The sequence below is a fragment of the Methanobrevibacter sp. genome, assembly GCF_036307625.1.
Classification (GTDB): Archaea; Methanobacteriota; Methanobacteria; order Methanobacteriales; family Methanobacteriaceae; genus Methanocatella.
Genome location: NZ_JAXJXF010000154.1, coordinates 1 through 24,945, shown reverse-complemented (window position 1 = coordinate 24,945; position 24,945 = coordinate 1). Strand labels below are relative to the sequence as shown.

The 24,945-nt window shown below is 32.8% G+C and carries 33 protein-coding genes; 25 read left to right on the top strand and 8 right to left on the bottom strand.

Annotation, left to right across the window (positions count from 1 at the left end; genetic code table 11):
• Genes UIB65_RS09780 through UIB65_RS09760 form a run of 5 tightly spaced genes read right to left on the bottom strand, consistent with a single transcriptional unit; the run spans position 1 to position 5,102 of the window.
• Entirely contained in the window at positions 1–1,440 is a 1,440-nt protein-coding gene (locus UIB65_RS09780; RefSeq protein ID WP_330041292.1) for a 2-oxoacid:acceptor oxidoreductase family protein, read from the bottom strand.
• Positions 1,441–1,452: 12 nt separating this feature from the next.
• Positions 1,453–2,565 (bottom strand): 3-methyl-2-oxobutanoate dehydrogenase subunit VorB, encoded by a 1,113-nt coding sequence (locus UIB65_RS09775; RefSeq protein WP_330041290.1) that lies wholly within the window; start codon positions 2,563–2,565, stop codon positions 1,453–1,455.
• Entirely contained in the window at positions 2,566–2,850 is a 285-nt protein-coding gene (locus UIB65_RS09770; RefSeq protein ID WP_330041317.1) for a 4Fe-4S dicluster domain-containing protein, read from the bottom strand. It abuts the gene before it with no gap.
• Between the two features lie 13 nt (positions 2,851–2,863).
• Positions 2,864–4,531, bottom strand: coding sequence for an AMP-binding protein (locus UIB65_RS09765; protein ID WP_330041288.1), 1,668 nt, complete (start codon positions 4,529–4,531; stop codon positions 2,864–2,866).
• Between the two features lie 19 nt (positions 4,532–4,550).
• Positions 4,551–5,102: an XRE family transcriptional regulator gene (locus tag UIB65_RS09760; RefSeq protein ID WP_330041286.1), complete on the bottom strand. Its 552-nt coding sequence runs from the start codon at positions 5,100–5,102 to the stop codon at positions 4,551–4,553.
• 226 nt (positions 5,103–5,328) lie between these two features.
• On the opposite strand from UIB65_RS09760, the gene UIB65_RS09755 reads away from it, so the two are divergent.
• On the top strand, positions 5,329–5,700 hold the full coding sequence (locus tag UIB65_RS09755; protein WP_296804645.1) for a hypothetical protein: 372 nt from the start codon (positions 5,329–5,331) through the stop codon (positions 5,698–5,700).
• Between the two features lie 16 nt (positions 5,701–5,716).
• Here the strand turns inward: UIB65_RS09755 and UIB65_RS09750 are convergent, their stop codons facing one another.
• Entirely contained in the window at positions 5,717–6,526 is an 810-nt protein-coding gene (locus UIB65_RS09750; protein ID WP_330041283.1) for a type II CAAX endopeptidase family protein, read from the bottom strand.
• A gap of 284 nt (positions 6,527–6,810) precedes the next feature.
• Between UIB65_RS09750 and UIB65_RS09745 the strand changes: the two genes are divergently transcribed.
• Genes UIB65_RS09745 through UIB65_RS09700 form a run of 10 tightly spaced genes read left to right on the top strand, consistent with a single transcriptional unit; the run spans position 6,811 to position 11,547 of the window.
• Positions 6,811–7,197 carry an energy-converting hydrogenase A subunit A EhaA gene (locus UIB65_RS09745; protein WP_330041281.1) on the top strand — a complete coding sequence of 129 codons (387 nt, stop codon included), beginning with the start codon at positions 6,811–6,813 and terminating at the stop codon, positions 7,195–7,197.
• The gene (locus UIB65_RS09740; protein ID WP_330041279.1) at positions 7,194–7,691 is read left to right on the top strand and encodes a hypothetical protein; all 498 of its coding nucleotides are present in this window, start codon (positions 7,194–7,196) and stop codon (positions 7,689–7,691) included. Before UIB65_RS09745 ends, UIB65_RS09740 begins: the two co-directional genes overlap by 4 nt.
• Before the next feature lie 4 nt (positions 7,692–7,695).
• On the top strand, positions 7,696–7,944 hold the full coding sequence (locus UIB65_RS09735; RefSeq protein WP_330041277.1) for a DUF2109 domain-containing protein: 249 nt from the start codon (positions 7,696–7,698) through the stop codon (positions 7,942–7,944).
• A 9-nt stretch (positions 7,945–7,953) separates the two neighbouring features.
• Entirely contained in the window at positions 7,954–8,217 is a 264-nt protein-coding gene (locus UIB65_RS09730) for a DUF2108 domain-containing protein (RefSeq protein WP_330041275.1), read from the top strand.
• Positions 8,214–8,474 carry an EhaE family protein gene (locus UIB65_RS09725; RefSeq protein WP_330041273.1) on the top strand — a complete coding sequence of 87 codons (261 nt, stop codon included), beginning with the start codon at positions 8,214–8,216 and terminating at the stop codon, positions 8,472–8,474. Before UIB65_RS09730 ends, UIB65_RS09725 begins: the two co-directional genes overlap by 4 nt.
• Positions 8,471–9,064, top strand: a complete 594-nt coding sequence (locus UIB65_RS09720) for an EhaF family protein (RefSeq protein ID WP_330041271.1) — start codon at positions 8,471–8,473, stop codon at positions 9,062–9,064. Before UIB65_RS09725 ends, UIB65_RS09720 begins: the two co-directional genes overlap by 4 nt.
• The gene (locus tag UIB65_RS09715) at positions 9,064–9,759 is read left to right on the top strand and encodes an EhaG family protein (protein ID WP_330041269.1); all 696 of its coding nucleotides are present in this window, start codon (positions 9,064–9,066) and stop codon (positions 9,757–9,759) included. Before UIB65_RS09720 ends, UIB65_RS09715 begins: the two co-directional genes overlap by 1 nt.
• A gap of 9 nt (positions 9,760–9,768) precedes the next feature.
• Positions 9,769–10,440, top strand: a complete 672-nt coding sequence (locus tag UIB65_RS09710; protein WP_330041267.1) for a hypothetical protein — start codon at positions 9,769–9,771, stop codon at positions 10,438–10,440.
• Between the two features lie 9 nt (positions 10,441–10,449).
• Entirely contained in the window at positions 10,450–10,665 is a 216-nt protein-coding gene (locus UIB65_RS09705) for a DUF788 domain-containing protein (RefSeq protein WP_330041266.1), read from the top strand.
• A gap of 9 nt (positions 10,666–10,674) precedes the next feature.
• Positions 10,675–11,547 (top strand): NADH-quinone oxidoreductase subunit H, encoded by an 873-nt coding sequence (locus UIB65_RS09700; protein ID WP_330041264.1) that lies wholly within the window; start codon positions 10,675–10,677, stop codon positions 11,545–11,547.
• Between the two features lie 19 nt (positions 11,548–11,566).
• Here UIB65_RS09700 and UIB65_RS09695 read toward each other — a convergent pair whose 3' ends face one another.
• Positions 11,567–11,755: a hypothetical protein gene (locus tag UIB65_RS09695; protein ID WP_330041262.1), complete on the bottom strand. Its 189-nt coding sequence runs from the start codon at positions 11,753–11,755 to the stop codon at positions 11,567–11,569.
• 51 nt (positions 11,756–11,806) lie between these two features.
• On the opposite strand from UIB65_RS09695, the gene UIB65_RS09690 reads away from it, so the two are divergent.
• From UIB65_RS09690 to UIB65_RS09640, 11 genes are read left to right on the top strand one after another with little or no spacing between them, the layout of a single operon-like run.
• Positions 11,807–12,109 (top strand): energy-converting hydrogenase subunit EhaL family protein, encoded by a 303-nt coding sequence (locus tag UIB65_RS09690; RefSeq protein WP_330041260.1) that lies wholly within the window; start codon positions 11,807–11,809, stop codon positions 12,107–12,109.
• Positions 12,110–12,118: 9 nt separating this feature from the next.
• Entirely contained in the window at positions 12,119–12,511 is a 393-nt protein-coding gene (locus tag UIB65_RS09685; protein ID WP_330041258.1) for a DUF1959 family protein, read from the top strand.
• Between the two features lie 36 nt (positions 12,512–12,547).
• Positions 12,548–12,997, top strand: coding sequence for an NADH-quinone oxidoreductase subunit B family protein (locus tag UIB65_RS09680; RefSeq protein ID WP_292605648.1), 450 nt, complete (start codon positions 12,548–12,550; stop codon positions 12,995–12,997).
• Positions 12,994–14,118: a nickel-dependent hydrogenase large subunit gene (locus UIB65_RS09675; RefSeq protein WP_330041254.1), complete on the top strand. Its 1,125-nt coding sequence runs from the start codon at positions 12,994–12,996 to the stop codon at positions 14,116–14,118. Before UIB65_RS09680 ends, UIB65_RS09675 begins: the two co-directional genes overlap by 4 nt.
• Entirely contained in the window at positions 14,119–15,147 is a 1,029-nt protein-coding gene (locus tag UIB65_RS09670; protein WP_330041252.1) for a 4Fe-4S binding protein, read from the top strand.
• Positions 15,144–16,511: a 4Fe-4S binding protein gene (locus UIB65_RS09665; protein WP_330041250.1), complete on the top strand. Its 1,368-nt coding sequence runs from the start codon at positions 15,144–15,146 to the stop codon at positions 16,509–16,511. The genes UIB65_RS09670 and UIB65_RS09665 overlap by 4 nt, the downstream gene beginning before the upstream one ends.
• 4 nt (positions 16,512–16,515) lie before the next feature.
• Positions 16,516–17,562, top strand: a complete 1,047-nt coding sequence (locus tag UIB65_RS09660) for a hypothetical protein (protein WP_330041248.1) — start codon at positions 16,516–16,518, stop codon at positions 17,560–17,562.
• A gap of 19 nt (positions 17,563–17,581) precedes the next feature.
• Positions 17,582–18,472, top strand: a complete 891-nt coding sequence (locus tag UIB65_RS09655; RefSeq protein WP_330041246.1) for a formylmethanofuran--tetrahydromethanopterin N-formyltransferase — start codon at positions 17,582–17,584, stop codon at positions 18,470–18,472.
• 9 nt (positions 18,473–18,481) lie between these two features.
• Positions 18,482–19,417: a carbohydrate kinase family protein gene (locus UIB65_RS09650; RefSeq protein WP_330041244.1), complete on the top strand. Its 936-nt coding sequence runs from the start codon at positions 18,482–18,484 to the stop codon at positions 19,415–19,417.
• 34 nt (positions 19,418–19,451) lie between these two features.
• Positions 19,452–20,279, top strand: coding sequence for a 4Fe-4S binding protein (locus tag UIB65_RS09645; RefSeq protein ID WP_330041242.1), 828 nt, complete (start codon positions 19,452–19,454; stop codon positions 20,277–20,279).
• 15 nt (positions 20,280–20,294) lie between these two features.
• Positions 20,295–20,930 (top strand): CBS domain-containing protein, encoded by a 636-nt coding sequence (locus tag UIB65_RS09640; protein WP_330041239.1) that lies wholly within the window; start codon positions 20,295–20,297, stop codon positions 20,928–20,930.
• Between the two features lie 26 nt (positions 20,931–20,956).
• Here UIB65_RS09640 and UIB65_RS09635 read toward each other — a convergent pair whose 3' ends face one another.
• Positions 20,957–21,082, bottom strand: a complete 126-nt coding sequence (locus UIB65_RS09635; protein ID WP_330041236.1) for a hypothetical protein — start codon at positions 21,080–21,082, stop codon at positions 20,957–20,959.
• 295 nt (positions 21,083–21,377) lie between these two features.
• Between UIB65_RS09635 and UIB65_RS09630 the strand changes: the two genes are divergently transcribed.
• The 3 genes from UIB65_RS09630 to UIB65_RS09620 all read left to right on the top strand — a co-directional run bounded on the left by UIB65_RS09630 (position 21,378) and on the right by UIB65_RS09620 (position 24,800).
• On the top strand, positions 21,378–22,175 hold the full coding sequence (locus UIB65_RS09630) for an amidohydrolase family protein (RefSeq protein ID WP_330041235.1): 798 nt from the start codon (positions 21,378–21,380) through the stop codon (positions 22,173–22,175).
• Between the two features lie 13 nt (positions 22,176–22,188).
• Positions 22,189–23,892, top strand: a complete 1,704-nt coding sequence (locus UIB65_RS09625; protein WP_330041233.1) for an Ig-like domain repeat protein — start codon at positions 22,189–22,191, stop codon at positions 23,890–23,892.
• 470 nt (positions 23,893–24,362) lie between these two features.
• A complete protein-coding gene (locus UIB65_RS09620; RefSeq protein WP_330041232.1) occupies positions 24,363–24,800 on the top strand; it encodes a helix-turn-helix domain-containing protein in 438 nt (145 codons plus the stop codon).
• Positions 24,801–24,945 lie beyond the last annotated feature (145 nt).

The following is a 24,945-nucleotide window of genomic DNA, read 5'->3' as shown; positions in this document are numbered from 1 at the left end:
TTAAGAATTGTTTTTAATCCATTCTGCTCCAGCTTCGAGCACGTCAATGTTCACATCGATGACTTTTGGTTTAGCTGCAAACATTTCACGAATAGCATTTTCATAAGATTCACGATTTAAAACATCGCTTAATTCAGTTAATGCACCTATCAATGCAGTGTTTGCAGTTCTTGCATTTCCATGTTCCTCTGCAATATCGACACAAGGCATTGCAATTACATTAACGTCTCTATCGGTTTCAAATTCTCCAATTTTAGCGTCGTAAAGTATTGTTCCACCAATTTTCACATCTTGTGAGAACTGTTCGAGGGAAGGTTTATTCAAAGCGATAAGTATGTCAATGTCATCAACTACTGGAGTTCCGATAGTTTCATTGGATATTACTACAGAACAATTTGATTTTCCACCTCTTTGTTCTGGTCCGTAACTAGGATACCATGAAACGTGTTTTCCTTCAGCACAAGCTGCTTGAGCTATTGTAAGTCCTGCACTTAATACTCCTTGACCTCCAAATCCTGAAACCTTAATGTTCAATGGTTTAATGTCATCATCCACATATCCTGAGTTTTTCTCTCTTGAAACTTTAAATATTTTGTCTAATGACTCAGTTGTAAAGTCGCTTTTAGGTCTTATGACTGGTTCTTTTGTGTATAAGTTATTTCTGAAGTTTTTAACAGGGAATTCTTTTTCCATTTGATTTTCAATAAATTCCTGTGCACGTTTCACATCTTGTTTTAAGTTAGTTGGACAAGGTGATAATATTTCAACAAAGGAATATCCTTTTCCTTCTTTTTGAACTGTCAATGCCTGTTTGATGGCATACTTTGCAAGTCTGATTTTTAAAGGATTTGCAAGGGATACTCTTTCAATGAATACTGGAGCTTTCAAGGTATTGATTAACTCACACATGTGGGTAGGGTGTCCTGCATAATCAGGATCTCTTCCGGTTTGGCATGTAACTGTTTTTTCTCCGATTAAGGTGGTTGGTGCCATTTGCCCACCGGTCATTCCGTAAACTGTGTTGTTTACAAAGAATACTGCAATTTTTTCTCCTCTGTTTGCAGCTTGTAAAGTTTCATTTAAACCGATGGAAGCTAAATCTCCGTCACCTTGATAACTCATAACAATTGCATTGTCTTCTGCTCTTGAAATACCGGTAGCTACTGCAGGAGCTCTTCCATGTGCAGTTTGGAAGTTTCCACAGTTAAAGTAGAAGTAAGCATATACTGAACATCCTACTGGTGAAATCATAACGCAACGCTCTTGTATTCCAAGTTCGTCCATACATTCTGCAATTAATTTATGTATAATTCCATGTCCACAACCTGCGCAGTAATGAGTTGATTGAATATTGGTTCCTTTTCTAGGATATTCTTCTAAAAGGGATTGTGGATTTCTACGTATTTGTTCTTCATAGTCTTTATTAATTTGTTCACTCATTTTTCCACATCCTTAATCAATAATATTTGGACTAGCTTTTTCTTCACTTCTTTTTGAAGTATCAATTTCTTCGTCAATTCCAGCTATTTCATAAATCTTGGCGAGCACATGTTTCAGTTCAATCAGGTTACCTCCCATTCTATTTACGAGGTGTGTACCTTCTCTTCTTAATGCTGCAAACTGAACATCTGCCAGTAATTGACCATTGCTCATTTCAACTGATATAAATTCAACGCCTTTGTCTGCTAATTCTTTAACCCTTTCAACTGGGAAAGGTGATAAAGTTATTGGTCTTAGAAGTCCAACTTTTATTCCTTTTTCACGAGCTTTATCAACAGCTGATCTTGCAATACGGCTGCTTATACCAAATGAAACTAAAACAATTTCAGCATCTTCAACCTGATATTCATCAGCGATAACTTCTTCAGCATCAATTTTTGCATATTTTTCTTGGAGTTTGAAGTTGAAGTCCTCTAAATCGTTAAAATCGTTGAAAATTGAAGTGATGAGGTTTTCCATGGTTTCCTTATTCCCTCTTACTGCCCATGATTCATCGATTTTCGGTTCAATCGCTTCTGTTGGGAAAACTAACGGTTCAGCCATTTGGCCTAATGTGCCGTCTGCCAATACAACAACAGGATTTCTCCATTTGTCTGCAAGTTCAAATGCTTTCATTGTCAAGTCACACATTTCCTGAACGCTATTTGGAGCTAAAACTATATTCTTATAGTTTCCGTGGCCTCCTCCCTTAACAATCTGATTGTAGTCTCCTTGCTCAGGTCCGATATTTCCGAGTCCTGGTCCTGCCCTCATGATGTCGACTATGACTGCAGGCAATTCAGCACCTGCAAGGAAAGTAAATCCTTCTTGCATTAAACTTATGCCCGGTCCTGATGATGATGTCATAACTCTGTGTCCAGCACCGGATGCACCATAAACCATATTTATGGATGCTTCTTCACTTTCGGCTTGAACAAAGTTTCTTCCGACCATTGGGAAGTATTTTGATGCTTCGTGTAAAATTTCGCTTGCAGGAGTAATTGGGTATCCAAAAAAACAGTCACATCCAGCATACATTGCACCAATGACAACTGCTGTATTTCCTTTTACCATTTGATTACTCATTTATTTTCCCCCTTTATTAGCTACTTTAGCTTTAATCATTTTCCCGACTGAATCATCAACAATTTTTTTCAATTGATGTACTTCAAGTGCTAATGGCTCAGGGCAAGTAAAGTAACAGTCTTTACATCCTGTACATCCATTTCCACTATAATAAGCAAATTGATATCCTGCGTTATTCATGTCTTGTGAAAGTAATATTGCATTTTGAGGACATCCTACTATGCAGCGCATACAGCCTTTGCAAATCTCTTTATTTATAACTGGATAAGATATCTCTTCTGTCATTATATCATCTAAACTAATTTTTGTCATCGTTTTCTCTAATTTCAACTCTTCTTATTTTTCCACTGATTGTTTCTGGAATTTTATCCACATATTCAATCATTCTTGGATATTTATAAGGAGCTGTAACTCTTTTAACATGATTTTGAATGTCTTTAGTAAGTTCATCTGATGGTTCGAAGCCTGGTTGCAATATGATGGTTGCTTTTACAATTTGGCCTCTCACTTCATCAGGATAAGCGGTAATTGCGCAGTTGGAAACTGCTTCATGAGATAATACTGCACTTTCTACTTCATAAGGTCCAATACGGTAACCTGAAGATTTAATTATGTCGTCGTTTCTTCCAACAAAGTGAACATATCCGTCTTCATCTATCCATGCAGTATCTCCACAATGGTAATATCCATGGTGGATTTGCTTTTTATATTTCTCTTCATCATTTACATAATCTTTAAATAATCCAGGATTAGGCCCATCATTCATTTTGAAGCAAAGCTCTCCTTCTTCACCAATTTCCACTTTATTGTGGTTTTCATCTAATAATTCCAAATCAAATAATGGGGAAGGTTTGCCGATAGAAGCGATTTTTGCATCTAACCAGATGAATGTTCCGATGGATAATGTTGTTTCGGTTTGGCCGAATCCTTCTTTAATTCTTAAACCGGATAGTTTATAAAATCTTTCTGAAACCTCTGGAGGTAAAGGTTCGCCGGCTGTTGTAACATATTTTAAGTTTGAAAGGTCATACCCTTCAATGTTCTCTTTAATGATGAATCTGTATATTGTAGGTGGTGCACAGAATGTATCAACATTATATTCTATGATTTTTTCAAGTAATCTCAGTCCGTTAAACCTTTCATAATCATAAATGAATATTGAAGTTCCTGCAATCCATTGTCCGTAAATGTTTCCCCATACAGCTTTTCCCCAACCTGTATCTGCTGAGGTGTGGTGAATTCCATCTTCCACAACATTGTGCCAATATTTAGCAGTAGGAATATGGCCTAATGAGTAAGTATGTTTGTGTGAAACCATTTTTGGCAACCCACTTGTTCCTGATGTAAAGTAAATTAATGAAATCTCTTCGGCATATGTTTTTTCTTCACCGGTTGGTCTTTCAAATTTTGGACTTTCATTTTTTAGGGCTTTATTAAAGTTTATCCATCCGTCTCTGTCGGTTTCAATAACTAATTTAGGTATTTCAATTCCCAATGATTTTTCAGCTTCTTCATAATCAGGCAATAATGTGTCTTCTTCAACTGACACTACCATTTTCACATTTGCCTCTTTTATTCTGAAGTCAATATCGTGAAGCTTTAACATGTGTGTTCCTGGAATTGGTATTGCTCCGATTTTGTGCAATGCAACCATACAGAACCAGAATTCATACCTGTTTTTAAGGGTTAGCATTACACGATCTCCTTTTTTAATTCCTAAACGTTTAAACAGGTTCGCTGCTCTGTTGGAATATTCCTTCATGTCCTTGAAAGTGAAGATATACTCTTCTCCATAATCATTGGTCCAGATTAATGCGATTTTATCCGGATCGATTTCTGCGTATTTGTCAACAACATCAAATCCAAAGTTATAGTCCTCATTGTACGTAAGTTTAAAATTTTTATAAAAGTCTTCATAGGAGTTGAATTCAACTCTTTCTACAAAATCTCCAATTAAAGATGTCATGTAATTATCTCCATAAATATTATATGATTACTGCTAAAAATTTAGCGGGTTTGTCGTTAAGTGCTACCATTGCATGTCTATGTGTTGAATCGAAGAATATGGAATCTCCTTCATTTAACACGATTTCGTTATTGTGTATATAAATTTTTAAGGATCCTTCTAGGACATAGTTGAATTCTTGTCCTGGGTGTGAGTTAAGTGATGGAATAGGATTTTTTTTAGGGTCTACAACAACGAGGAATGTTTCAGCTTTTTTGTGAATGAATTTAGAACATAGGTTTTGATGAGTATATTCTTTTCTTCTGTCAACTGATACTCCCTTGTCTGCACGAGTAACATCGAAGATGTTCATTCTGCTTTCTTCACCAGTTAATAATAATCCTAAATCAACTTTAAAAATATGTGCGAGTTCATACAAAAAACTAGCTGGAATATCAACTTCCGCATTTTCATATTGGATATAAGTTTCTTCTTTAATATTTAATTCTTCTGCAATTTCTTTAGTAGTAATGTCTGAAAGTTCTCTCAATTCTTTAATTCTATTTCCAATATCTTTATTGTATTCATTCATATAAAAACACCTATTTTTCATTGATTCTTTATCATTATAATAATATATATTATAATATTATATGTTTTGATTTTAACATTATATAAACCTTATTAAAAATCATGATAATTCGTTATAAATTTATTGAACAATATTTTTTTAAAGTGTAACTTTTTGGACATTGATAAGAAAGTTTTATATAGTCCTAACTATAATTCTAATTTAATAATGTGAAGGAGTTTATGAAATGTCATCTAATGATATCGGAACCAATGTAATTTTTAAAAAACAGTTAGGTTTAAATTATGAAATTGACCAAAAATATGTTGGTTTAAAAATGAAGGAGAATAATATTTTATCTATTAATTTTAGAGTTCCTGGAAGTTTGATAGGTGAAGTTGAATCATATTTTAAAAGATTCAAATTAGGTGAACCAATATTGGTGGATATTGGTGGAACTGGGGATATCAAATGTGATTTCAAAGGACTTTCCCCTGTTTTGAAAAATAATGATGAATTGGATCAATATTTTATCTCAGCAACTTTGCAGGAAGATAAACAATATGACCCTTTGGAAGAAGAAAAATGTGAAACTTGTAGTGGATGTGGATTCCACTAATTTAATTCTTTTTTTTTTAGCTAAACTTTTGGTTTAGTGTCTTTGTTTCGGAAATAATATATTTTATCAGTAATACTGTGCCTGCCAAAACTATTATTCCAAGCAATATTATCCAGGGAAATGATGTTGCGATTGAATCAAAAGGCGTAAGGTCAATTAATGTTGCAGCAATATTGTTAATAAAATGCACAGTCATCGGAATCAGAATGTTATCTGTTTTTAGGTAGAGAATACACATGCACAATCCGAATAGAAATGCACTGACTATTCCTCCAAAGTCATGGCCAATGGCGAATAAAAAAGAGGAAATTATCATTGCAGGAGTTATTCCAATTCTAATTTTCAGTCTGTTGAATATGATTCCTCTGAATATTAGTTCTTCAAGAATTGGAGCAAATATGATTGATGCTATTGCGCTGAATAGGAATGCGTTTGGAGTTAGATTCACTGAATCAATGTCCATAATGCTTACCCAGGTCGGATCGCCCATTCCAAATATCATGTCAAGTGTTACAACTGAAAATAAAAACAAATAAGCAAATATGATGTTCAATAAGAATACGTATAATATTTCATTTCGGTTTTCTTTTAATTTGAATTGTTCAATATCTTTTGAAAGTCCTTCAGTACCTTTTAAACACCATATGAAGAATAATAAAATGAATACTGCTAAGGTAATTATGAATAAATCATCATTCATATCTATTGCTGGAAAAATGGTTGCCAACACTTCAGTCGCAATAAATGAGAGTATCACTGCTAAAATCAATTCCCAAATTTGTATTGTTCTAAGTCGGGTGTTGAAATTCTTTACTTTTTTGTCCATCTTTCAGTTCCAATATTTTGTTTTATTGCGTTAAGTATTATTACTAAATGTTTATTTTAAAATAATTTTGTTTTATTTAATATGGCGTATTATTTTTGTTTTTTTATTAATTAGATGCATATAAATCAAAATTTATAATTTAAACGCTATTATAATTTAAATTCATAATATTAAACAAATTTTTATTAATTTAAATAATATTTGAGCTATTATCTATTATTTTTAAGTAACAATATTTATATATTTTTATATGTATATTTATTATTTAAGAGGAGTCTAATAATATGTTTGATTTGGTGTATAATACCATATTTTTTGCTTCATTTGGCAATATTTACGGGCTGAGTAATATAACTCTTAGTCTATTTGATGTCTTATTAGCTTATGTTGTGGCAATTTTAGTTTCAATTATTGTTGCATTAATTTTAAGGCTTCCTTTATTGCCCAGCAAACCATATAGGTATTCTTTTGATGTAAGTGCATTATATCCGACTCCAATAATAGCTATTGGTATTTTTTCAATATTCTTGGTTTTAAATTATACTTTTATTTATAATGGAATTGTATTGGCAGCTATTATAGGCATTATATCTGCATTATTTGTGAAATATTTATTTGATTTTGTATTTCCAAAACCTTTAGATGAAGATGGTGGAGAGGATATACAATGAATGAAGTAATTGGAATTATAATTGCTGCCGTTCTATGTTGGCTAAATTTTGTCATTGTCGACACTTATTTTGGACTTCCCGAGCAACCTGGTGTTAAAGGAGCTAGGATTGTAGGCGAAGATGTCAAAAAGAGAGGTGGAGATATTGCAGGTGGATTCTTCCAAGGAAATATTTTATGTTCCCCGGATGCATCTGCAGGTACATTAATGGCCGCTATAGGATATTTGCTTTTAGGAATTCCTGGGGGGATTATAGCAGCATTTTTAATCTTTATTGGAAACAGATTATGTGCTGATCCGGGATATGCAGGAACTGTTGGAAGTTTGACTGCAACAATTATAGTGTTTATTTGTTCTTTTGTTGGCTTAACTCCTGAAATGTTTATTGTTGGAATGGTTATTGCAATTTTAACTGTTCAAGGAATAGATCAGGTTAGAGCATCTATATTTTTAGGAAAGATAGCTCAAAAATTCAATAAGCATGCAGAGGAGTGATTATATGTATGTTGAAATTATTGGAATTATAGTTATATTTGTATCATTGAGAGCTTTAATAACTCAAAATAGGGCTGAAAGATTGCTGTATTTGAATGTTATTGGTTTTGGAGTTTCTGCAATAATTGCATTGATAATTAATACTCCATTTGCTCTTGTAGTTGCTGCTGCATTCTTTATTTGTTCTACAATCAGTGCAAATGCAATTGCATATACATTAAATAAGCTAGATGATGAGATACTTTTGGAGTGAGGCATTAAAATGGAAATTGTATCAATAATTGCAATAGCTTTAATGGTTATCGGTGCATTTGGAATAATCCTTCTGAAGAAACCATTAGACAAAGTTATAATGTTTTCAATCCTTGATGCGGGTTTTGTTTTAGTCATCGTTGCATTCAAATATTTGGATGTTGCATTGTTTGCGGCACTAGCAGGCCCACTATCAACATTAGTATTCATTTTAGCTATTGTAAAAATTAATGAAATTAGAAAAAACAAGGTAAAAAGTGGTGAGTTGCAATGATTGATGTTCAAATATTCTTTTACTTTGGTATTTTCTTGGCTATAGTGGGAAGTTTAGCTACTGCATGGGGTCCTGGAGTAAATGATCCGATTGTAAGAACATTCAACACTGAAGTTGCATCTATTGGTGTTTGTTTGGTATTATTGTGTTATAATCATGTTTTAGCATTACTGACTTTACTTGCAACAACTGTAATTATCTCATTAATACTATTCAGAGCAATTATTCGTTTAGAAGAGATGGGGGCAGATGTATGAGAATTGGAGTTTTATGGAATAAGTTAGCTGACCCAAAAAATATTCCTCGTCTTTTCGCATTCAGTTTGGGAATAATTCTGATAGCTGGTCTTATAGTGCCTATGGCTTTAAATCCAGATCAATTATATCCTAGGCCTGCTCCACAGGTTCAAGTGGATGAAGGCTTAGCAATCGCTCCTTATGACAGAGGAGGGGAGGTTTTATCACAACCAGGCATAATCAAACCTCAGTATCCTGATAATGCAGCGGAACTGGGAATGATTACAGGATATATGTCTCCTCCGGCGCAATGGATATCATCAATATCTCCGTATTTCGGAACATCAATTTATTCATCTCCTGGAGGACTTATAGATGAAATATTATATTATACTAGAGGTTTCGATACTATTTTGGAATCCAGTATTCTGATGATGTCATTCATTATTGCTTCATGGTTGTCTATTAATTATACTATGAACAGAAAAAATGATGAAAAGGAGATAAAGGCAGATGTTAAAAAAGCCATAAATGAATCTACACAAGTTGCCAATGAAGTCAAGGTCAACGACTTAAAAGCCAGATCAAAACAATTGAGGAGGGATAACTGATGCTTTTTATACCTCCGTATGTTCCTGAAGCATTTTTAACAATGTATCTGCCGGCAATTTATGCAGGTTTGATTGTAGGATTCATTGCAACAATGGCAATCGCAATGAAAAGGCAAGAAATTCACATTCTTATCTTGACTGATTTGGTAGGTCTTGCCATGATATTTGTCGTATCTGCTGTTGGAACTGACTTGGCGGAAGCTTTAATTTTACCTGGTTTGGTTGTAGAATTGGCTGAAACCTTGGCGATTTCTGAAATTTTGATTACTCGTGAAATGCGTATAATAGAACAAGACCCTAGAAGAAATCTATCTAAATCTTCTTCAATATTTCCACAGCCATTTTCTTTAGATATGGAAATCATGACTACTGCACCTAATTTTATTGCATTAGTTTTAATTGGCTATGGTATTTTCTTGACTGGTTTTACTGGAGGAGCAGTAGCCGGTGGAGGAATTGTTTTATATGCATTGTCTAAAAAAGCAAGAGGACTTCCTGTACTAATGTTGGATGGTATTGCTGGAGTTTCCGGAATATCCTGGTGTTTATGGATAATTGGATTTTTATTGTTCTTTGTAGCACCACAATATTGGTTATTAAGTTTATTCCTTGCAGCATGTGGATTATTATTAAAAGTAGCTTCCAAAGTAGGCTTGATTGGTCTGCTTATGAGAGAGGATATGGATAAGGAGTAGGTGAGTTATATGGATTTCGTTACACTTGGAGGAAATTTACTTGGAACAATTCCGCTTGGAGATATCGTATTGTATGTTACACCATTCAACCTGTTCCTTTTTGCAGTTTTATTGGGCTTTACTTTATTGATTGCATTAAGTAAACCTGAAACCCAAATTGAAGCTACTATGCACAATTTAAATAATACTGAAGTTAAAGTTGGTCCAAAAGAATTCAAACAAAGAAGATTTTTATCAATACTTTGCGGTATTGCATCTGCCGGTGCAATGATTACTGGGGATTTGTTTAATTTCACATTGTTCATGGCATTGGTTGGTATATTAAATATTGGTATTGTATCAGCTGTAAAACAAACCACTGTTTTAAATTCAGCATTCAATTATGGTTTGATTGCAATGATGTGTAGTTTGCCATTATTCGGTGGTGCAGCTATTATTTTGGCGGCAACTGGTACATTATCTCTTGCAGTACTGTCTCAGATGCCTGCAAATCCGATGGTTGTATTCGGTGCAGTATTGATGTTGATTGGTATTTTGGGTGAAAGTGGAGTTGCGCCATTTTTCGCAAGTAAAGCAGAAATGTTCAGGACAGCAGGTTCTCCATTTATTGTTATTATTCACTTAAGTTCATTATTTATTATTGTAAGGGCTGTTGAAATATTATTATTGGTACTGTGGTAAGTGGTGAGTATGGATAGTCAAAAAAATATTTGTATTATATTATTGGTTTTATCAACAATAGCTATTCTTGCTTGTTTGGTTATAAACTTTGAAGCATGGATTGTATACACAATAGCTATTTTCGGTATTCCATTATGGATTTTATCTTTAGGTTTATTAACAATGGCTAAACCAAAACCTGAAGATGCAGAAGAAAGGGTGAAAGAACCATTTACTGGATATTAAGGTGGTATTGTGAATTTAATGGCAGAAATTTTAATTCAGGTTATTATTGCATTTCTAGCAGGAAGTCTGCTTTTAGGATTGCATAGAAAAATCATGGCTCGTGTTCAGAAACGTCCAGGTCCACCTATCGTCCAGCATCTGATACACTCTTTGAAATTTTTCTTTAAAGAGACTGCAATTCCAAAAACTGTATCTAAAGTATTTTACATAGGTATTGTGTTTATTTTGGCATTAGTTTGGATTGTAGGGGTCATTGTTGGTCCTGTAGCTCATGATTCCTTATTGATATTGTTTGGTGTTTATGCTGTTTATAAAATTGTGGAGCATAACTCCGGTTCAAGTTCAGGTTCACCATATGGTAAGTTAAGCTGTGTAAGGGCAGTACTTTCAGCGGCAACAGAACTTCCTTTGTTTGCAGCTATCGTATTTGTTTATCTGGTAACTGGAACAATGAATATTGGTGAAATAATTGCTTATCAGTCAGTACATGGTCCTTTAATATTTTCAATTCCACTTGCAGCCTTAATGTTTTTCATGTTAATTATTACCAAATCTCCATACTCTCCGTTTGCAATTACAAAAGATAAAGCATTAATCTCTGGATTTGAAACAGAACACTTTGGATTTTTAAGAGGATTCATGCTGTTTTCAGAGTCAGTTGCTTGGTATGTGATGCTTTGGGTATTCTTAACAATATTCTTTGGTCCTTTGAATGCTGTAGGATATTTAATAGGAATGATTGCAATAACATTTGTTACAGGATTTATTAATGCTACAACACCAATTTTAAGTCCAAATCATTCTGTTATGACTCAAATTACCATTGGAGCAATTTGCTTCTTTGGAACAATCTTAATGATATTTACAGGAGTGGTGGCATGAATAGTGAAGACGTAATTGTTTATTTAACTGCATTAGTTGCTGTCGGCATAATAGTTGTTGGAATTCTAGCAACATTCTTGCACTCAACTACTCTTGCTCCGATAGTGATTATAGGGGTTATTTTATCAATATTTGTATTACTGGCACGCGGGAACTTTTCACATAAAATAGAAAGTATTGAGAAGTTATGTTTTGTTATAACTTTCATAGCAATAATTTGTTCATTTATATTACTTTATAAACCAATGTAGGAGATATTATGTTAGATTATATGATTTATATACTTGCATTTGCTGTTGGATCAATTCTTGGTTTGCTTTACAGTTATAAAAAGCATGGCGAACCATATGTTGCAGTGCCTGACTTTAATATTCCTTCAGCTGCAGTATCAATTATCGGTTGGTGTCTTGCATTCAATGCAGGCAATGTCGTTTTGGCAGCTATAGGTTTTCTCCTTGGTGGTTTGGTAATGGGAGAAAGACCTGGCTATGGTAGAAAAGAAACTGCTTTAGGTTTAATTGTGGCAGTTGTATTATATTTATTATTAAAATTGACAGTATGATGTGATAAGATGGATGATGATGCAAAATTGGAGTTAATGCAAAAAAGAATTATCAAGAGTTATGCTTGGCAAAGAGACATAATCGTTCCTCTTTCCAAAGATTTCGATTGTACTGTTGATGAGGTTGAAGAAATTTTCTTTGATTTGTTTGACATGTCTTCTCTTGAAGCTTTGCATGCAACATGGGAATCCGCTAAAGATATTTGCCTATACAAAAAATTAAATGCAGATTTGAAATTATGTTGGTTTATTGACACTTTGGAGGTTATTCCAAGAGAGTCAGGAAGAGATTTAAAAATGCAATTGGTCAAGGAAATTAAAAACGGCAAATCCTATGAAGATGCCGTTAAAGAGGGAAAATTAGAATTATTCCAATTATTAAAAAAAGAAGCTGAAAACTAATGTTTATTATTTTATTGAAATTAAAGAGGGAGTACAATGTTAAATGCGATTAAGGATGCTGTGAGAAAAAGCTCAATTCATGTCTGTATCGTAAATTGTGGTGGATGTAATGGATGTGACGTTGAATGTGTTGCATTATTATCTCCAAGATATGATTTAGAGCAATATGGTATTTATGTTCACAACAATCCTCGTGAAGCTGATGTTTTGTTATTGACTGGAGCTGTTACAGAACAGTGGGTTGATAACTTAAAAAGAGTTTATGATAAAGCTCCTGAACCAAAAATTGCAGTAGCGGTGGGTAACTGTCCGCAGTCTGGTGATGTATTTAATCAAGAAGGGGGTCATGTTCATGCTCCTGCTTCAGATTTTATTCCAGTTGCAGCAGCTATTCCTGGATGTCCGCCTAGACCTAGTGAAATATTGGAAGCTATTCTGGCTGTTGGTCCACAAGCTATTGCAGATCGTGGGAGGGAACAAGAATGATAGTGCCTATTGGTCCAATTCATCCTGCTTTAAAAGAACCTATCAGGCTCAAACTTCAAACTGAAGGTGAAAGAGTTGTTAAAGCAGAAATTGAATATGGATATGTTCACAGAGGTATCGAAAAGATAATCGAAGGAAAAACTTGGCAGAAAGGAATTTATCTTTCAGAACGTGTTTGCGGTATTTGTTCATATGAACACACCCAGACCTTCGCAGAAACAATTGAACAAATTTCTGATGTTGATGTTCCGCTCAGGGCTCAATTTTTAAGAGTTATCACAAATGAATTAGATAGAATTCAAAGTCACTTGCTTGGAAATTCCACATTTTTCAAATCAATGGATCATGAAACCTTATTTATGCATGTTTTGGAATTAAGAGAATATGCAATGGATTCTATTGAACTGTTAACTGGAAATAGGGTCAATATGGGATGGAATGTTGTTGGTGGTGTGAGAATGGATGCAGATGAACGCCATTTCAAGCCTATATTGGAAAATCTTAAAAAAATTGAGGAAGGTTTTGAAAGAACACGTGCATTATTTGCCGAAGGTCCTGCACTTGCCTTGAGATGCAAGGGCATTGGTTACATGTCCGAAAAAGAAGCAATTAAGGGAAGGGCGGTAGGTCCTATTGGAAGAGCTTCTGGTGTTAAAGAAGATTACAGAAAAGGCCATTACACTTATGATGATCATTTTGACTTTAAGGTTATTAGAAGAACTGAAGGAGATAATTACGCAAGAACATTAACTAGATTTGATGAAATTCCTGAATCAATTAGTTTAGTTAGACAAGCTATTGAAAACATGCCTGATGGTGATATTCGTACTCCTGTTGATTTAAAATCAGGTTATGCAATGCGTAAAAATGAGGCTCCTCGTGGTGAAGTTACATATATGATTGAAACCAATGGAAGTTTGATTAAAAACATTTCAATCAGGACTCCAAGTATTGCAAATATGGATTCTTGTGCAAAATATATGATTCGTGATGTTCCGACAGTTGCGGATGCTGTTGCAACTTATGCCACAAGTGATCCTTGTGTTGCCTGTGCTGAAAGAGTGGCCATTACTAATGAAGCAGGCAAAACATCAATCAAAAAATGGGATGAGGTGAGATAAATGTCATCTCTAATGTGGTATATTTATGATTTTGCAAGAAAAGCATGGACCGATGCATTTGCAAATGCAAAAACAGAACATGAAATCGTTGAAAAGCCTGAACGTTTTAGAGATTTCCCAAAAGTTAACAAGGAATATTGTATAGGTTGTGGAGCATGTACTGTTTCTTGTCCTTCACCAAATGCTATCAAAATTGTCAGAGAAAAGGATAGTGAGGAATCTGAAGGAATGACTTATCCGGTAATAAATCCGGGCGCCTGTATACGTTGTGGTTTTTGTGCTGAAGTTTGCCCTACTGACCCGAAAACATTGGAATGTGGTTTGAATCATTTAATTTTACCTGAATTCAATATTATTCCATCTAAAAGACAGTACATTGTTGATGATTATTTATGTATCAAATGTAAGAAATGTATGAAAAAATGTCCTGTTGATGCAATAGAGATTGTTAATGATAAACTTCATGTTAATCAGCTTAAGTGCATCTCCTGTGGTGAATGTTTGGAGGTATGTCCTGTTAATGGTGCTATGAAAGGTGTGTTTGTTGAAAATTTACAGGACCAAAAAGACCTAATTCTTTTAACCGTAAATTATCTTGAAGATTATATCAATGGTAAGGAAGAGGATTTGAGGTCTTTAGAGCAAGACGGTCTTTTACAGTACGATGTTCCTCTTTCCGAGATATGGGATGAAGCATTAAAAATCATTCCTGATGAGGAAATCTCCTTGGAAATCATCACAAATGCAGTAAATAGACTTAAAATTAGAATAATCGATTGGGATGAATCTAAATGTGAAAAATGTCAACTTTGTGTTCCTGAATGTCCTACAGGTTGCATTACATTCGATGAAAGCAAAGATACAATCGTAAGGGATAAGGATAAATGTTTACGTTGCAGTATCTGTTACCAAACTTGTCCATTTTCAGTAATTAAGTATTTCATTGCCAAATTCTCTATTGAAGATGGCAAAATTATTCATACAACAGTAAAAGCATCTAATTTAAATGAGAATATTGTTATGGAGTGAGTGTTATGATTGATAGTTATACTAAAACACCAAGACCATTAAGACACGTTGATGTTGATTATTTGGTTGATCAAACAAAATGTGCAAACTGTGAAGATAAACCTTGTCTTCAGTCATGTCCTATTGATGCAATCTATTTGGATGAGGATGACAATCTTATTAAATTAAAAAATACTTGCTTTGGTTGTGTATTGTGCCGTAATGCTTGTCCGTTTGATGCAATTTCTCTTGATGTAAAAATGGATCCTCCTTTAAAGGAAAACGTTCCAAACATCAATGTCAAATTATGTAAAGCTTGTGGTGCCTGTGTTCAAGCATGTAAAAACGGTTCTATTCATATTGTTGCTGACGGAAAACAGGAACCTCACAGTGAAATTGATAAGGATACTTGTATCCGTTGCGGATATTGTTTTAGAGTCTGTCCAACTGATGCAATCAAATATGGTCAGTTGCTTCCAAAAACGGTTAAAGGAGGTAAGGCAATTGTTGTAAATCAGGACAAATGTATTGGGTGTATGACATGTACTCGTGTTTGTCCGTCAATGGGTGCAATAAATGTCGGAAGAACCAATAAGTTGCCTTATATTAATCCTGGTTATTGTGCAAGATGTGAAGAATGTATGCACTCTTGTCCTTCAACAGCAATCAAGTACTCCTCACGTAAAAAAGCTTATAAGATGTATAGTGAAATCAAATCGTTTGATATTGTGTCAAGTATTATAGATTATGATATGAAACAGTTGTCTCTTGATTTGATAAGTTTAAACAAGGTTCTTGAAAAAGTTGGAAAGTCAATAGCCTTGGAATTCAATGACCAAAACTTTGAAAATTTCATTGAGTATAAGGTAAACGATTTGATGGAAAGAGAACTCAAAATCAGTCTGGCTTCAAGCATTGAAGTAAATAAATTCTCAAAACTCTTTGGGTCTTACTTGATGGATAGAAACATTGAAGTCTATGAAAACAAGTGTATTGCATGTGGTGATTGTTTTAATGTATGTCCGGTTGGAGCAATAGAGCTTGACGGTCCAAATCCAATAAAAATTAATGATAAATGTATCTATTGTGGTAAATGCGTAGAACAATGTAAATTTGATGCTATTGGAGCTTATGATGATTATTTCTACAGCAAGGATACTGATTTGTATTATGCAAGGTCTTATCTGCATTATCAGAGGTTGGGTGATTTTTCACTTTCAAGCACCAAATGTCAGGCTTGTGCAATCTGTGCTAAAAACTGCCCTACTGGAGCATTAACATTAAATGATGATAAGATTGATTTTGACAGTGAAAAATGTATTTACTGTAGAAATTGTGAAGCGATTTGTCCTCTTAATGCAATAAGGATTGTTAACTTTAGGTGAGATTATGTTTGAAAAATCATTTATTACTGATTGTGAAGGTCCGTTAACTTTAAATGATAATGCTTTTGAGGTATCTGCTCATTTCATTGAAGATGGGGGAGAACTATTTAAGATTCTAAGTTTATATGATGATTATTTGGTTGATGTCGTTAAAAAAGATAATTATAAGGCGGGCAATACTTTAAAATTAATTTTACCTTTCTTTGTTTGTGAAGGTATTAAAAATTCCGATTTGATTGATTTTTCACAGAATAATATTTATGCAGTTAACGATTCAAAATTCCTTTTGAAATATTTGAAGAAAGCTATGAATACTTATATAGTTAGTACTAGTTATGGCCAATATATCGAAGCACTTTCTAATTATATGGAGTTTCCATTTGAAAATACATTTTATACAAAAGTGGATGTAGATGCATTGCATTTAAATGATGATGAAATTGAAAAAATAATTGAATTTAAACAGGAAATATTGGAAAATCCTAATGATTATGAACTTTTTGACAAAATCTTTTTTGGCGAAATCCCAAAGATGGAACTCTATGAAAACATTAAAAAAATAGATGTTGTTGGTGGGGAAGGCAAAAAGTTAGCTATTGATGAGATAATTAAAAGGGATGGAATCGATACGGGTGAAATATTGTACATTGGAGACAGCATAACTGATGTTGAGCCATTGGCTTTTGCAAGGAAAAATAATGGCATAAGCATTTCATTCAATGGTAATGAATATCCTATGAAAGTTGCAGAAATTGCTATTGTATCTCCAAGTGCGATTGCAACTTGTGTTATAGCTAATATTTATTCAGAAAGTAATAAAAATAATGTTTTAAAGTTCATTGAAAAGTATAATGGGTCAAATAATTTAATGGATTTATTTGATGAATTCAATATTGATTTGGAAATAAAAAATAAGTTTTTTGATATTTTCAGCAATGAAAATTATCCTTTAATTAAAATTATAGATGAAAATAACTTCGATGATATCCTAAAAATAAGTAAAGACATGAGAAATAACATTAGAGGTCAGGATATTGGAGGATTAGGTTAAATTTATAGAAGGTAATAGAATGAATTATGATAAAGTTGAAGACACCTTTTTTGAAGCCTTTGAAGGAAAATATGTAAGGGCTTTAATCACAGGACCTACAAAGGAAATTGTTAAAAGGGCAGCATATGATTCAACTTCAACTCCAAGTGCTGTTATTGGTAGAGTTGAAGGTGGTGTTGAGGGATTTTTGGATGAAAGTCAAACTCCTGATGGAAGGTATGGTGCTATAGTACAATACTGGTTAGGTGGCGATGATGTAGACAAGTTTGCATTTGAATTATCCTACAGATTGAGACAGGACGTTTTAGTCAAGCCATTTACCCGTATATTTGATTATTCTGATTCAGACAGTGATGAATACATTGAAATGATGGACATTGTAGGGCACTGTGGTGATGGTTATGAATGGATTGTGGAAGAATACGGAAGGAAAATGATAAATGTTCCAATTGCTGTTCCTGATTTCCAGATTGAAGAAAAATTCAAAATTAATGATGGAATAATGGGTGGTAATTTCTGGTATTTGTGCTCAACTCAGGAAGCTGTTCTTGAAGCAGGTGATGCCGTTATCAATGCAATAATGGAAGTTGAAGGGGCTACTGCACCATTTGAAATTTGTTCTGCAGCTTCAAAGCCTGAAACCAATTTTCCAGAAATAGGCCCCACTACTAATCACGTTTATTGCCCATCTTTAAAAGAGACTTTAGGTGAAGAATCTAAAGTTCCAGAGGGTGTTAATTATATTCCTGAAATTGTTGTAAATGCAATCAGTGAAGAATCTATGAACAAAGCTATTAAGGCTGGAATTGATGCTGCTTTGGAATTTGATGGAGTAGTAAAAATCTCTGCAGGTAACTTTGAAGGCAAACTAGGGGATAAAAATATAAATTTATTAGATATCTTAAAGTAAGGTTTTAAAATGGAAATTTTTGATAATGATCTTAACGCAGAAATAATTGGATTCGGAGCTTTGAATGTCGATAAGCTTTATTCTGTAGATAAAATTGTTTCTTATGATGAAGAAAGCTTTATTACAGATGAGACTGATACTCCTGGTGGTTCTGCAGCTAATACTATTGTTGGATTATCACGTTTGGGATGTTCCACATCCATCATTGGAAAAATTGCCGAAGATGAAGATGGTGATTTGATAGAATATAATCTGGCAATTAATGGAGTTTATACAAATAATTTAATTTACTCCGAAAGAGGTTCTACAGGAAAATGCATAGGTTTTGTTGATAAGAATGGTGAAAGATGCCTTTACATCTCTCCGGGGGTTAATGATGAAATTGAAATTGGCGAAATCAATCCATTAAATATTATGCGATGTAAAATCATGCATTACACTTCATTTGTTGGTGATTCATTTAAAACCCAAATAGAGCTTTTGGAAAAATTAAATAAAGAGACTCTTTTGAGCTTTGATCCTGGAATGCTGTACGTTGAAAAAGGTTTTGATGAGTTAAAACCAATTCTTGAAAGAACTGATATTTTGCTTATCAATGAATCTGAATTAAGATTGTTATGTAATGATAATGATGCTGATTTAAAGGAATTATCTATAAATCTTTTGGATTTGGGAATTGACACCATTGTTGTAAAGCAAGGTTCCAAAGGTGCTTTTGCAATAAATAATTCCGAAGAATGTTTTGCTGAAGCATATGAATGTGAAGCTGTTGACACCACTGGTGCAGGGGATAGTTTTAACAGTGGATTTTTATATTCCTTCTTGAAAGGATATGATTTGGAAAAATCTTGTAAAATTGGAAATTGGGTGGCCAGCAGAGCCATTCAGGGTTTCGGGATGGATAAGTTCCCTACTGCAAAAGAGTTGGATGAATTTTTTAAATAAGTTAATGATAATAAATTAGTTAGTTGGTAATAATATGAATGTATCTTTTATTAAACAGATGAAAAATTTGGAACGTGAAGTTCTTTTGAAATCTGTTGAATTAGATGACGATGGAGAGGATTTCCAATTTGAACTAAATGACTTTAGTGTTAATGAGGAAATTATCGCCGTTGCGCCTAAATGTGTAAGATGTAATACCTGTGTTGAAGCATGTCCAGTTAATGCAATCGAACCAGCTAATATATTTAGAATAGCTAAAATAACTGATAAATGTGTCAAATGCGAAATATGTGTACAAAATTGTCCGATTTCAGCTATTAAATTAATTGACAATTCAGTTGTTTATAACAGTGAGGATGAAAGTGATGTTATTGAATATAACTTGAGTAACGTCAGGTCTCCTCATAGGGTAGTTAGGATGAATAGTATTTCAATTGATTATTCAATTGATAATAATTGGGATGATTGTGCTAATTTATGTCCGACAAATGCATTCACGATGGAATTTAAGGAATTCTTTGAGAATTTAGATATGGATTTAGGCATTGAACTGATTGAAAATGAGTTATATCCATATATTAATGAAAAAATGTGTATTGGATGTGGAGCATGCGCTGAAATTTCACTAAACAGCAATGCAATTGAACTTGACAGGTATCTAGGTCCGATTGTACATGGCAGGAAAATTGATATTAATCATGAATCCTGTGTAAATTGCTTTTTATGTGAAGAAAATTGTCCGACAGGGGCTATTGAGTTAATCGATGGAGAAGTTGTCCTTGACAATGATAAATGTATAAGATGTGTTGAATGCACTAATCATTGTCCTGTGGGTGCATTAAAACGAATTGAAATAGAATAAAAATGGGGGTTTTTTATGAGAGCAAAAGAGTTAATGGATAAAGAATTTGTATATTTGAACTGTGATGATAATATTATTGAAGTTTCAAAAGTAATGGAAGAAATTAGACGTTTTACCTGTCCTGTTGTTAATGATAACAAGCAACTCGTGGGATGGATAACATCTTTTGACATTACAAGGGGTTTAAGGGAAGGAAATGAAAAAATATCTGAAATCATGAGTGGGTATGAAGAAATTGCTACTGTTCATGAAATGGATCCTGCAAGAAAAGCAGTAATATTGACCGCAAACAATAAATTCGTTACCGTACCTGTTGTTAATGATGATAATCAAGTAATAGGTATGATTAGGGCATGTGATATTGTAGAATTATTATCTGACTTATATGACGTTAAAGTATATAAGTTATATGAAGCAATGCAACATCAGCTTAAAGGTGTAACCTGGGACGAATTAATGTCTGCATCTGCTTTAGTTTCTAAAAAAACTACTGGTGTAAAGATTTCTGCTGAGGAATATGAAGAAAACATTATGAATTCCACATTTGGTGAAGCCATTTGGGCTACTGGTGGTTTGGAAAAATTCTTTGCAGGTTTGATATCTGTTGGTGAAATGGTTATCGCTCGTCGTGTGGGTAAAGCAAGAAAATAGTTTTCTTTCTTGTGTGTTGACTCATGCTAATGAATAATGTTATTGGCTAAAAAGTTATCAATAAGTCTGTACCATTCAAATACAATAAATTCCCCATTTACAAAATTTCTTTCAAAACTGATGGCTGTTGACTGTAATTTGATATTTTTCATGTTATAACGCATTCATTTAATATTTTGATTCGAATTTAATGTAAATCATAGATATATTAAAATAAGTTATTTTAAGGCATTAACTGGATTAAAGGTATTGATATGTCTATGAATTTTATCTTTTTTCATTTTTAATATTTTAAAAATTTAAAAAGGATTTAAATGTTTATTTTTTTAAAATAATTGATATTACTTTTTTTAATTAATTTTTATCAATTTAAACATTATTTTTATAAATGATTAAAAACTAATCTTATACATATAAATCAATTTTTTTGTATGGCGGTTATAAAATATGCAAAAAGTAATAAATGCTCATTGTCATATTTATCCTGAAAAAATTGCTTCAAAGGCAGTTAAGGGAATTAGGGATTTTTATGATTTAGACATGTCTTTAAATGGTAAAGTTGATAATCTCATAGAAGATGGAAGCAAGGTGGGTGTTGTACATTATTTGATTCATTCCGTTGCAACAACCCCAAAGCAGGTACGTTCAATCAATGAATTTATTAGTGGTGTTGTAAAAGAAAATCCTGATTTGTTTACAGGTTTTGGAACTCTTCACCCTGATAGTGATGATATCGAAGGCGATTTTGAACATTTGATTGGTTTGGGACTTAAAGGAGTTAAACTCCATCCGGATTTCCAGCAATTTGCATTAAATGAAGAAAAGGCTTTCAAACTTGGTGAAGTTATTAATAAAGGTAATGTGCCTGTTCTAATTCATTGTGGGGATTATAGATACAATTATTCAAATCCTGATCAACTAAAACCATTTCTTGATAAGTTTCCTGACATGTTAATTATTGGAGCTCATTTTGCAGGCTGGAGTGTTTGGAAAGAAGCGACTGAAAAACTTTCAGGAACTCCAAATCTTTATGTGGATTTAAGTTCCAGCCTTTATGAGTTGTCTTCCCAAGATGCAAAAAAATTTATTTATAAATATGGGGTTGATAAGGTTTTATGGGGAACGGATTATCCTATGTGGGAAGCAGAAAGTGAAATGGAACTTTTCCATAAAATCGGTTTGACTCCTGATGAAGAAAACAAAATCCTATATGAAAATTCAGCAAAAATTTTAGGATTGGAATAATTTCGGTGAAAATATGATTTCAAAAACGAAATTGCTCATAATTTGTTTAATCGTTGCTTTGTTTAGTGTTGCTGTTGTTTCTGCTGGTGATGTTAATTCTACTGATTTGGGATTAAGTCAAGCTGATGATTCAATTGCAGTCGAAAACAATGATGTATACAAATTAAGCAATGTTGATGAAGATGTAATGTCTTCTAATAATAATTCAGATACTCTTAATAAAGATTTAAGTCAAGATAATACTTATTTTAATGCAAAAAATGATGAAAAAGTAAAATTAAATTCTACTATTACTTCTGTTAGTAATAATGTTATTAAAGGAAAATATTTCCAAATTTATTTAAAGGATTCAAATAAAAATGTAATTAAAAATGCTAATGTGACTTTTAAATTAGATGGTACTGTTTATAATGCGGTTACTAATTCCAATGGAATTGCAAGTCTTAAAATTTCAAAAGCTCCAGGTTCCTATTCTGTATCTGCTTCATTTAAAGGTACTGACAAATATAATTCTGTTTCAAAAAAATTCACAATAAATGTTCTTAAGCCAACTTCAATTCTTATTGGAAATGATATACTGCTAACTAATGGATACTTGAAGATTTATTTAAGAAGTGCTTATGCTGATGCAATTTCAGCTAAAACTTTGACAATAAAGATAGGTAATAAAAAATGGACTAAAAAAACAAATTCCGAAGGTATTGCTGTAATAAAACCTAAATTAGGTACTAAAACTTATTTGATTGAAGTTACTTTTGGTGGTGGAAGTGATGTAGGGGGAGCATCTGCTTTTAAAAATGTTACAGGAATAAAAGGAGAGGTTAGAAACCCTTATACAGATAAAGTTCCACTTAAAAATGGCGCTCCTGATATTGATTACTTGCCAGGCAGTTTTATTAGGGGCGATGGAGACATGAAATACACTCTTTTAAAATCTCAATATCTTGAAGTTATTAAGAAGGATAAATATTGTTTATATTTGAAAAATAAATTGTCTAAATATGTATTTTTCAAAACAAAATCTGAACCTAAATATAAACATGTGATTGTCCGAGAAAAATGGAATGTAATTGAAAGGGCAATCAATACCAAAATTGTTCTTAAAAATGAATATGGGTACTGGCCAAGTCAAATTACTGCAAATCTTAAAGGAAAATCTTACACTTATCCTGAAGTGAGGGATGTGCAGGATACAGGATATACTTGCGGTCCAACATCAGCTAGTATGTGTAGTCAAGTTTTAAGAAATTATGTCAATGAATGGCATTTGGGTGTAAAAGCAGGTACAACATATGAGGATGGCTCATCCACTAGTGGTTTGAAAAGGGCGTTAGAGAAATATAATATGCAATGTTCCTATTATTATAAAAGTTCATTTGATAAAGCTTTAGATGCTCTTAAAAAAGGTGGTTGTGCTTTAATTTTCCATACTTGGTATCATTATGTTGCTATTTTAGATATAAGTGCAGATGGTAAAAAAGTTTTGGTAGGTAATCCTTCAGGAGATTATGATGTTGGAAGTCATGGCATTCCAACCAATTGGTTGACAGTTAAATATATGAAAACCTGCTTCAATGATTATGACACTTCTGGTTTGATTGTTAAACTTAAATATAATTTAAGCAAAGCCACTAAAACAAAAATGAATGGCTATTACTCAAATATGGGTGGTGGCTGGACTCGATCCAATACTGACGAAAGACTTGTCCAAATATAATTTTGGACTTTTTTTACTTTTTTTATTCTCTTTTTTTTTCAATGGTATTACAAAGAATTTTATAATTTATTTGAGAATATTATATTGATTAAGATAGGTTTATTGGGTTTCAAAGAAATGAAGAAAAATTTAAGACTGTCGAATATTGTTAATTAATTGGGTGATGAAATGGATAAATGTCCTAATTGTGGTTATCCTTGTGATGTTTTTGAAGCGCCTTGTCCTAATTGTGGATTCATTCCTTTTGATGAGGAATATGGGGATTAGTCATGTGGAATTTGATTTGACCGATTTTAATAGGTTGTAGGTTACTTTTTGTATAAAGAAAATATTTTTCTTCGTTAATTATTTGAAATTTTTGTTTGCATGTTTTGGCTGATTTTAATTAATTTTTAATTTGCGGTAAATACTATTTTTTTGTAACATCATTGACAAAAAATTTTTATAATATTTTATCAGAAATATATTTTATGGCAAGGCAGGTTAATATTAATAAAGATGTTCCCATTTCTGAAATTCGTAAGGTTAAAAGAGATTTGCAGAAATTTGTGGATTTGTATGAAAAAGTTACATTTATTGAAGAAATTTATTGCGATAGTAGTGTAAAATCTGCCATGGAAAAAAGAGGAAAAACTGCTCAAACAGGTTATAAATGGGTTAAAGATTGGAATGAAAATGGCTTTGATGGTCTATTTAGAAAGGAAGGGTCTGGGAGAAATTCAAAGTTGTCTGACCTTCAATTTAAAGTTTTAAGGGAAAATATTATTTCAAAAGGATTATCCAGTGTTCAGGAAATTAAAATTGAGATAAAAAATGAATTTGGGGTTGTATATTCAGAAAGGCATCTCAGACGGCTGATTTTTGACTTGGGTCTTGAAGATATGATAATTTCAAATCACATTAAATAATTTTATATATGATTTTTTTTGTCCATTTTGTTTTGGAGGACAATATTTATCTAACCATGTCTGATTCTGGTATTATTTTTTTTACAAAATTATTTTTTTAATAGAATAATATTCATTTTTAATATAATTTTTTTAAAAATTATTT

Coding starts and splice junctions, on each gene's coding strand:
- UIB65_RS09780 (WP_330041292.1), bottom strand. CDS start 1,440: ATGAGTGAACAAATTAATAAAGACTATGAAGAACAAATACGTAGAAAT.
- UIB65_RS09775 (WP_330041290.1), bottom strand. CDS start 2,565: ATGAGTAATCAAATGGTAAAAGGAAATACAGCAGTTGTCATTGGTGCA.
- UIB65_RS09770 (WP_330041317.1), bottom strand. CDS start 2,850: ATGACAGAAGAGATATCTTATCCAGTTATAAATAAAGAGATTTGCAAA.
- UIB65_RS09765 (WP_330041288.1), bottom strand. CDS start 4,531: ATGACATCTTTAATTGGAGATTTTGTAGAAAGAGTTGAATTCAACTCC.
- UIB65_RS09760 (WP_330041286.1), bottom strand. CDS start 5,102: ATGAATGAATACAATAAAGATATTGGAAATAGAATTAAAGAATTGAGA.
- UIB65_RS09755 (WP_296804645.1), top strand. CDS start 5,329: ATGTCATCTAATGATATCGGAACCAATGTAATTTTTAAAAAACAGTTA.
- UIB65_RS09750 (WP_330041283.1), bottom strand. CDS start 6,526: ATGGACAAAAAAGTAAAGAATTTCAACACCCGACTTAGAACAATACAA.
- UIB65_RS09745 (WP_330041281.1), top strand. CDS start 6,811: ATGTTTGATTTGGTGTATAATACCATATTTTTTGCTTCATTTGGCAAT.
- UIB65_RS09740 (WP_330041279.1), top strand. CDS start 7,194: ATGAATGAAGTAATTGGAATTATAATTGCTGCCGTTCTATGTTGGCTA.
- UIB65_RS09735 (WP_330041277.1), top strand. CDS start 7,696: ATGTATGTTGAAATTATTGGAATTATAGTTATATTTGTATCATTGAGA.
- UIB65_RS09730 (WP_330041275.1), top strand. CDS start 7,954: ATGGAAATTGTATCAATAATTGCAATAGCTTTAATGGTTATCGGTGCA.
- UIB65_RS09725 (WP_330041273.1), top strand. CDS start 8,214: ATGATTGATGTTCAAATATTCTTTTACTTTGGTATTTTCTTGGCTATA.
- UIB65_RS09720 (WP_330041271.1), top strand. CDS start 8,471: ATGAGAATTGGAGTTTTATGGAATAAGTTAGCTGACCCAAAAAATATT.
- UIB65_RS09715 (WP_330041269.1), top strand. CDS start 9,064: ATGCTTTTTATACCTCCGTATGTTCCTGAAGCATTTTTAACAATGTAT.
- UIB65_RS09710 (WP_330041267.1), top strand. CDS start 9,769: ATGGATTTCGTTACACTTGGAGGAAATTTACTTGGAACAATTCCGCTT.
- UIB65_RS09705 (WP_330041266.1), top strand. CDS start 10,450: ATGGATAGTCAAAAAAATATTTGTATTATATTATTGGTTTTATCAACA.
- UIB65_RS09695 (WP_330041262.1), bottom strand. CDS start 11,755: ATGAAAGTTATAACAAAACATAACTTCTCAATACTTTCTATTTTATGT.
- UIB65_RS09690 (WP_330041260.1), top strand. CDS start 11,807: ATGTTAGATTATATGATTTATATACTTGCATTTGCTGTTGGATCAATT.
- UIB65_RS09685 (WP_330041258.1), top strand. CDS start 12,119: ATGGATGATGATGCAAAATTGGAGTTAATGCAAAAAAGAATTATCAAG.
- UIB65_RS09680 (WP_292605648.1), top strand. CDS start 12,548: ATGTTAAATGCGATTAAGGATGCTGTGAGAAAAAGCTCAATTCATGTC.
- UIB65_RS09675 (WP_330041254.1), top strand. CDS start 12,994: ATGATAGTGCCTATTGGTCCAATTCATCCTGCTTTAAAAGAACCTATC.
- UIB65_RS09670 (WP_330041252.1), top strand. CDS start 14,119: ATGTCATCTCTAATGTGGTATATTTATGATTTTGCAAGAAAAGCATGG.
- UIB65_RS09660 (WP_330041248.1), top strand. CDS start 16,516: ATGTTTGAAAAATCATTTATTACTGATTGTGAAGGTCCGTTAACTTTA.
- UIB65_RS09655 (WP_330041246.1), top strand. CDS start 17,582: ATGAATTATGATAAAGTTGAAGACACCTTTTTTGAAGCCTTTGAAGGA.
- UIB65_RS09650 (WP_330041244.1), top strand. CDS start 18,482: ATGGAAATTTTTGATAATGATCTTAACGCAGAAATAATTGGATTCGGA.
- UIB65_RS09645 (WP_330041242.1), top strand. CDS start 19,452: ATGAATGTATCTTTTATTAAACAGATGAAAAATTTGGAACGTGAAGTT.
- UIB65_RS09640 (WP_330041239.1), top strand. CDS start 20,295: ATGAGAGCAAAAGAGTTAATGGATAAAGAATTTGTATATTTGAACTGT.
- UIB65_RS09635 (WP_330041236.1), bottom strand. CDS start 21,082: ATGAAAAATATCAAATTACAGTCAACAGCCATCAGTTTTGAAAGAAAT.
- UIB65_RS09630 (WP_330041235.1), top strand. CDS start 21,378: ATGCAAAAAGTAATAAATGCTCATTGTCATATTTATCCTGAAAAAATT.
- UIB65_RS09625 (WP_330041233.1), top strand. CDS start 22,189: ATGATTTCAAAAACGAAATTGCTCATAATTTGTTTAATCGTTGCTTTG.
- UIB65_RS09620 (WP_330041232.1), top strand. CDS start 24,363: ATGGCAAGGCAGGTTAATATTAATAAAGATGTTCCCATTTCTGAAATT.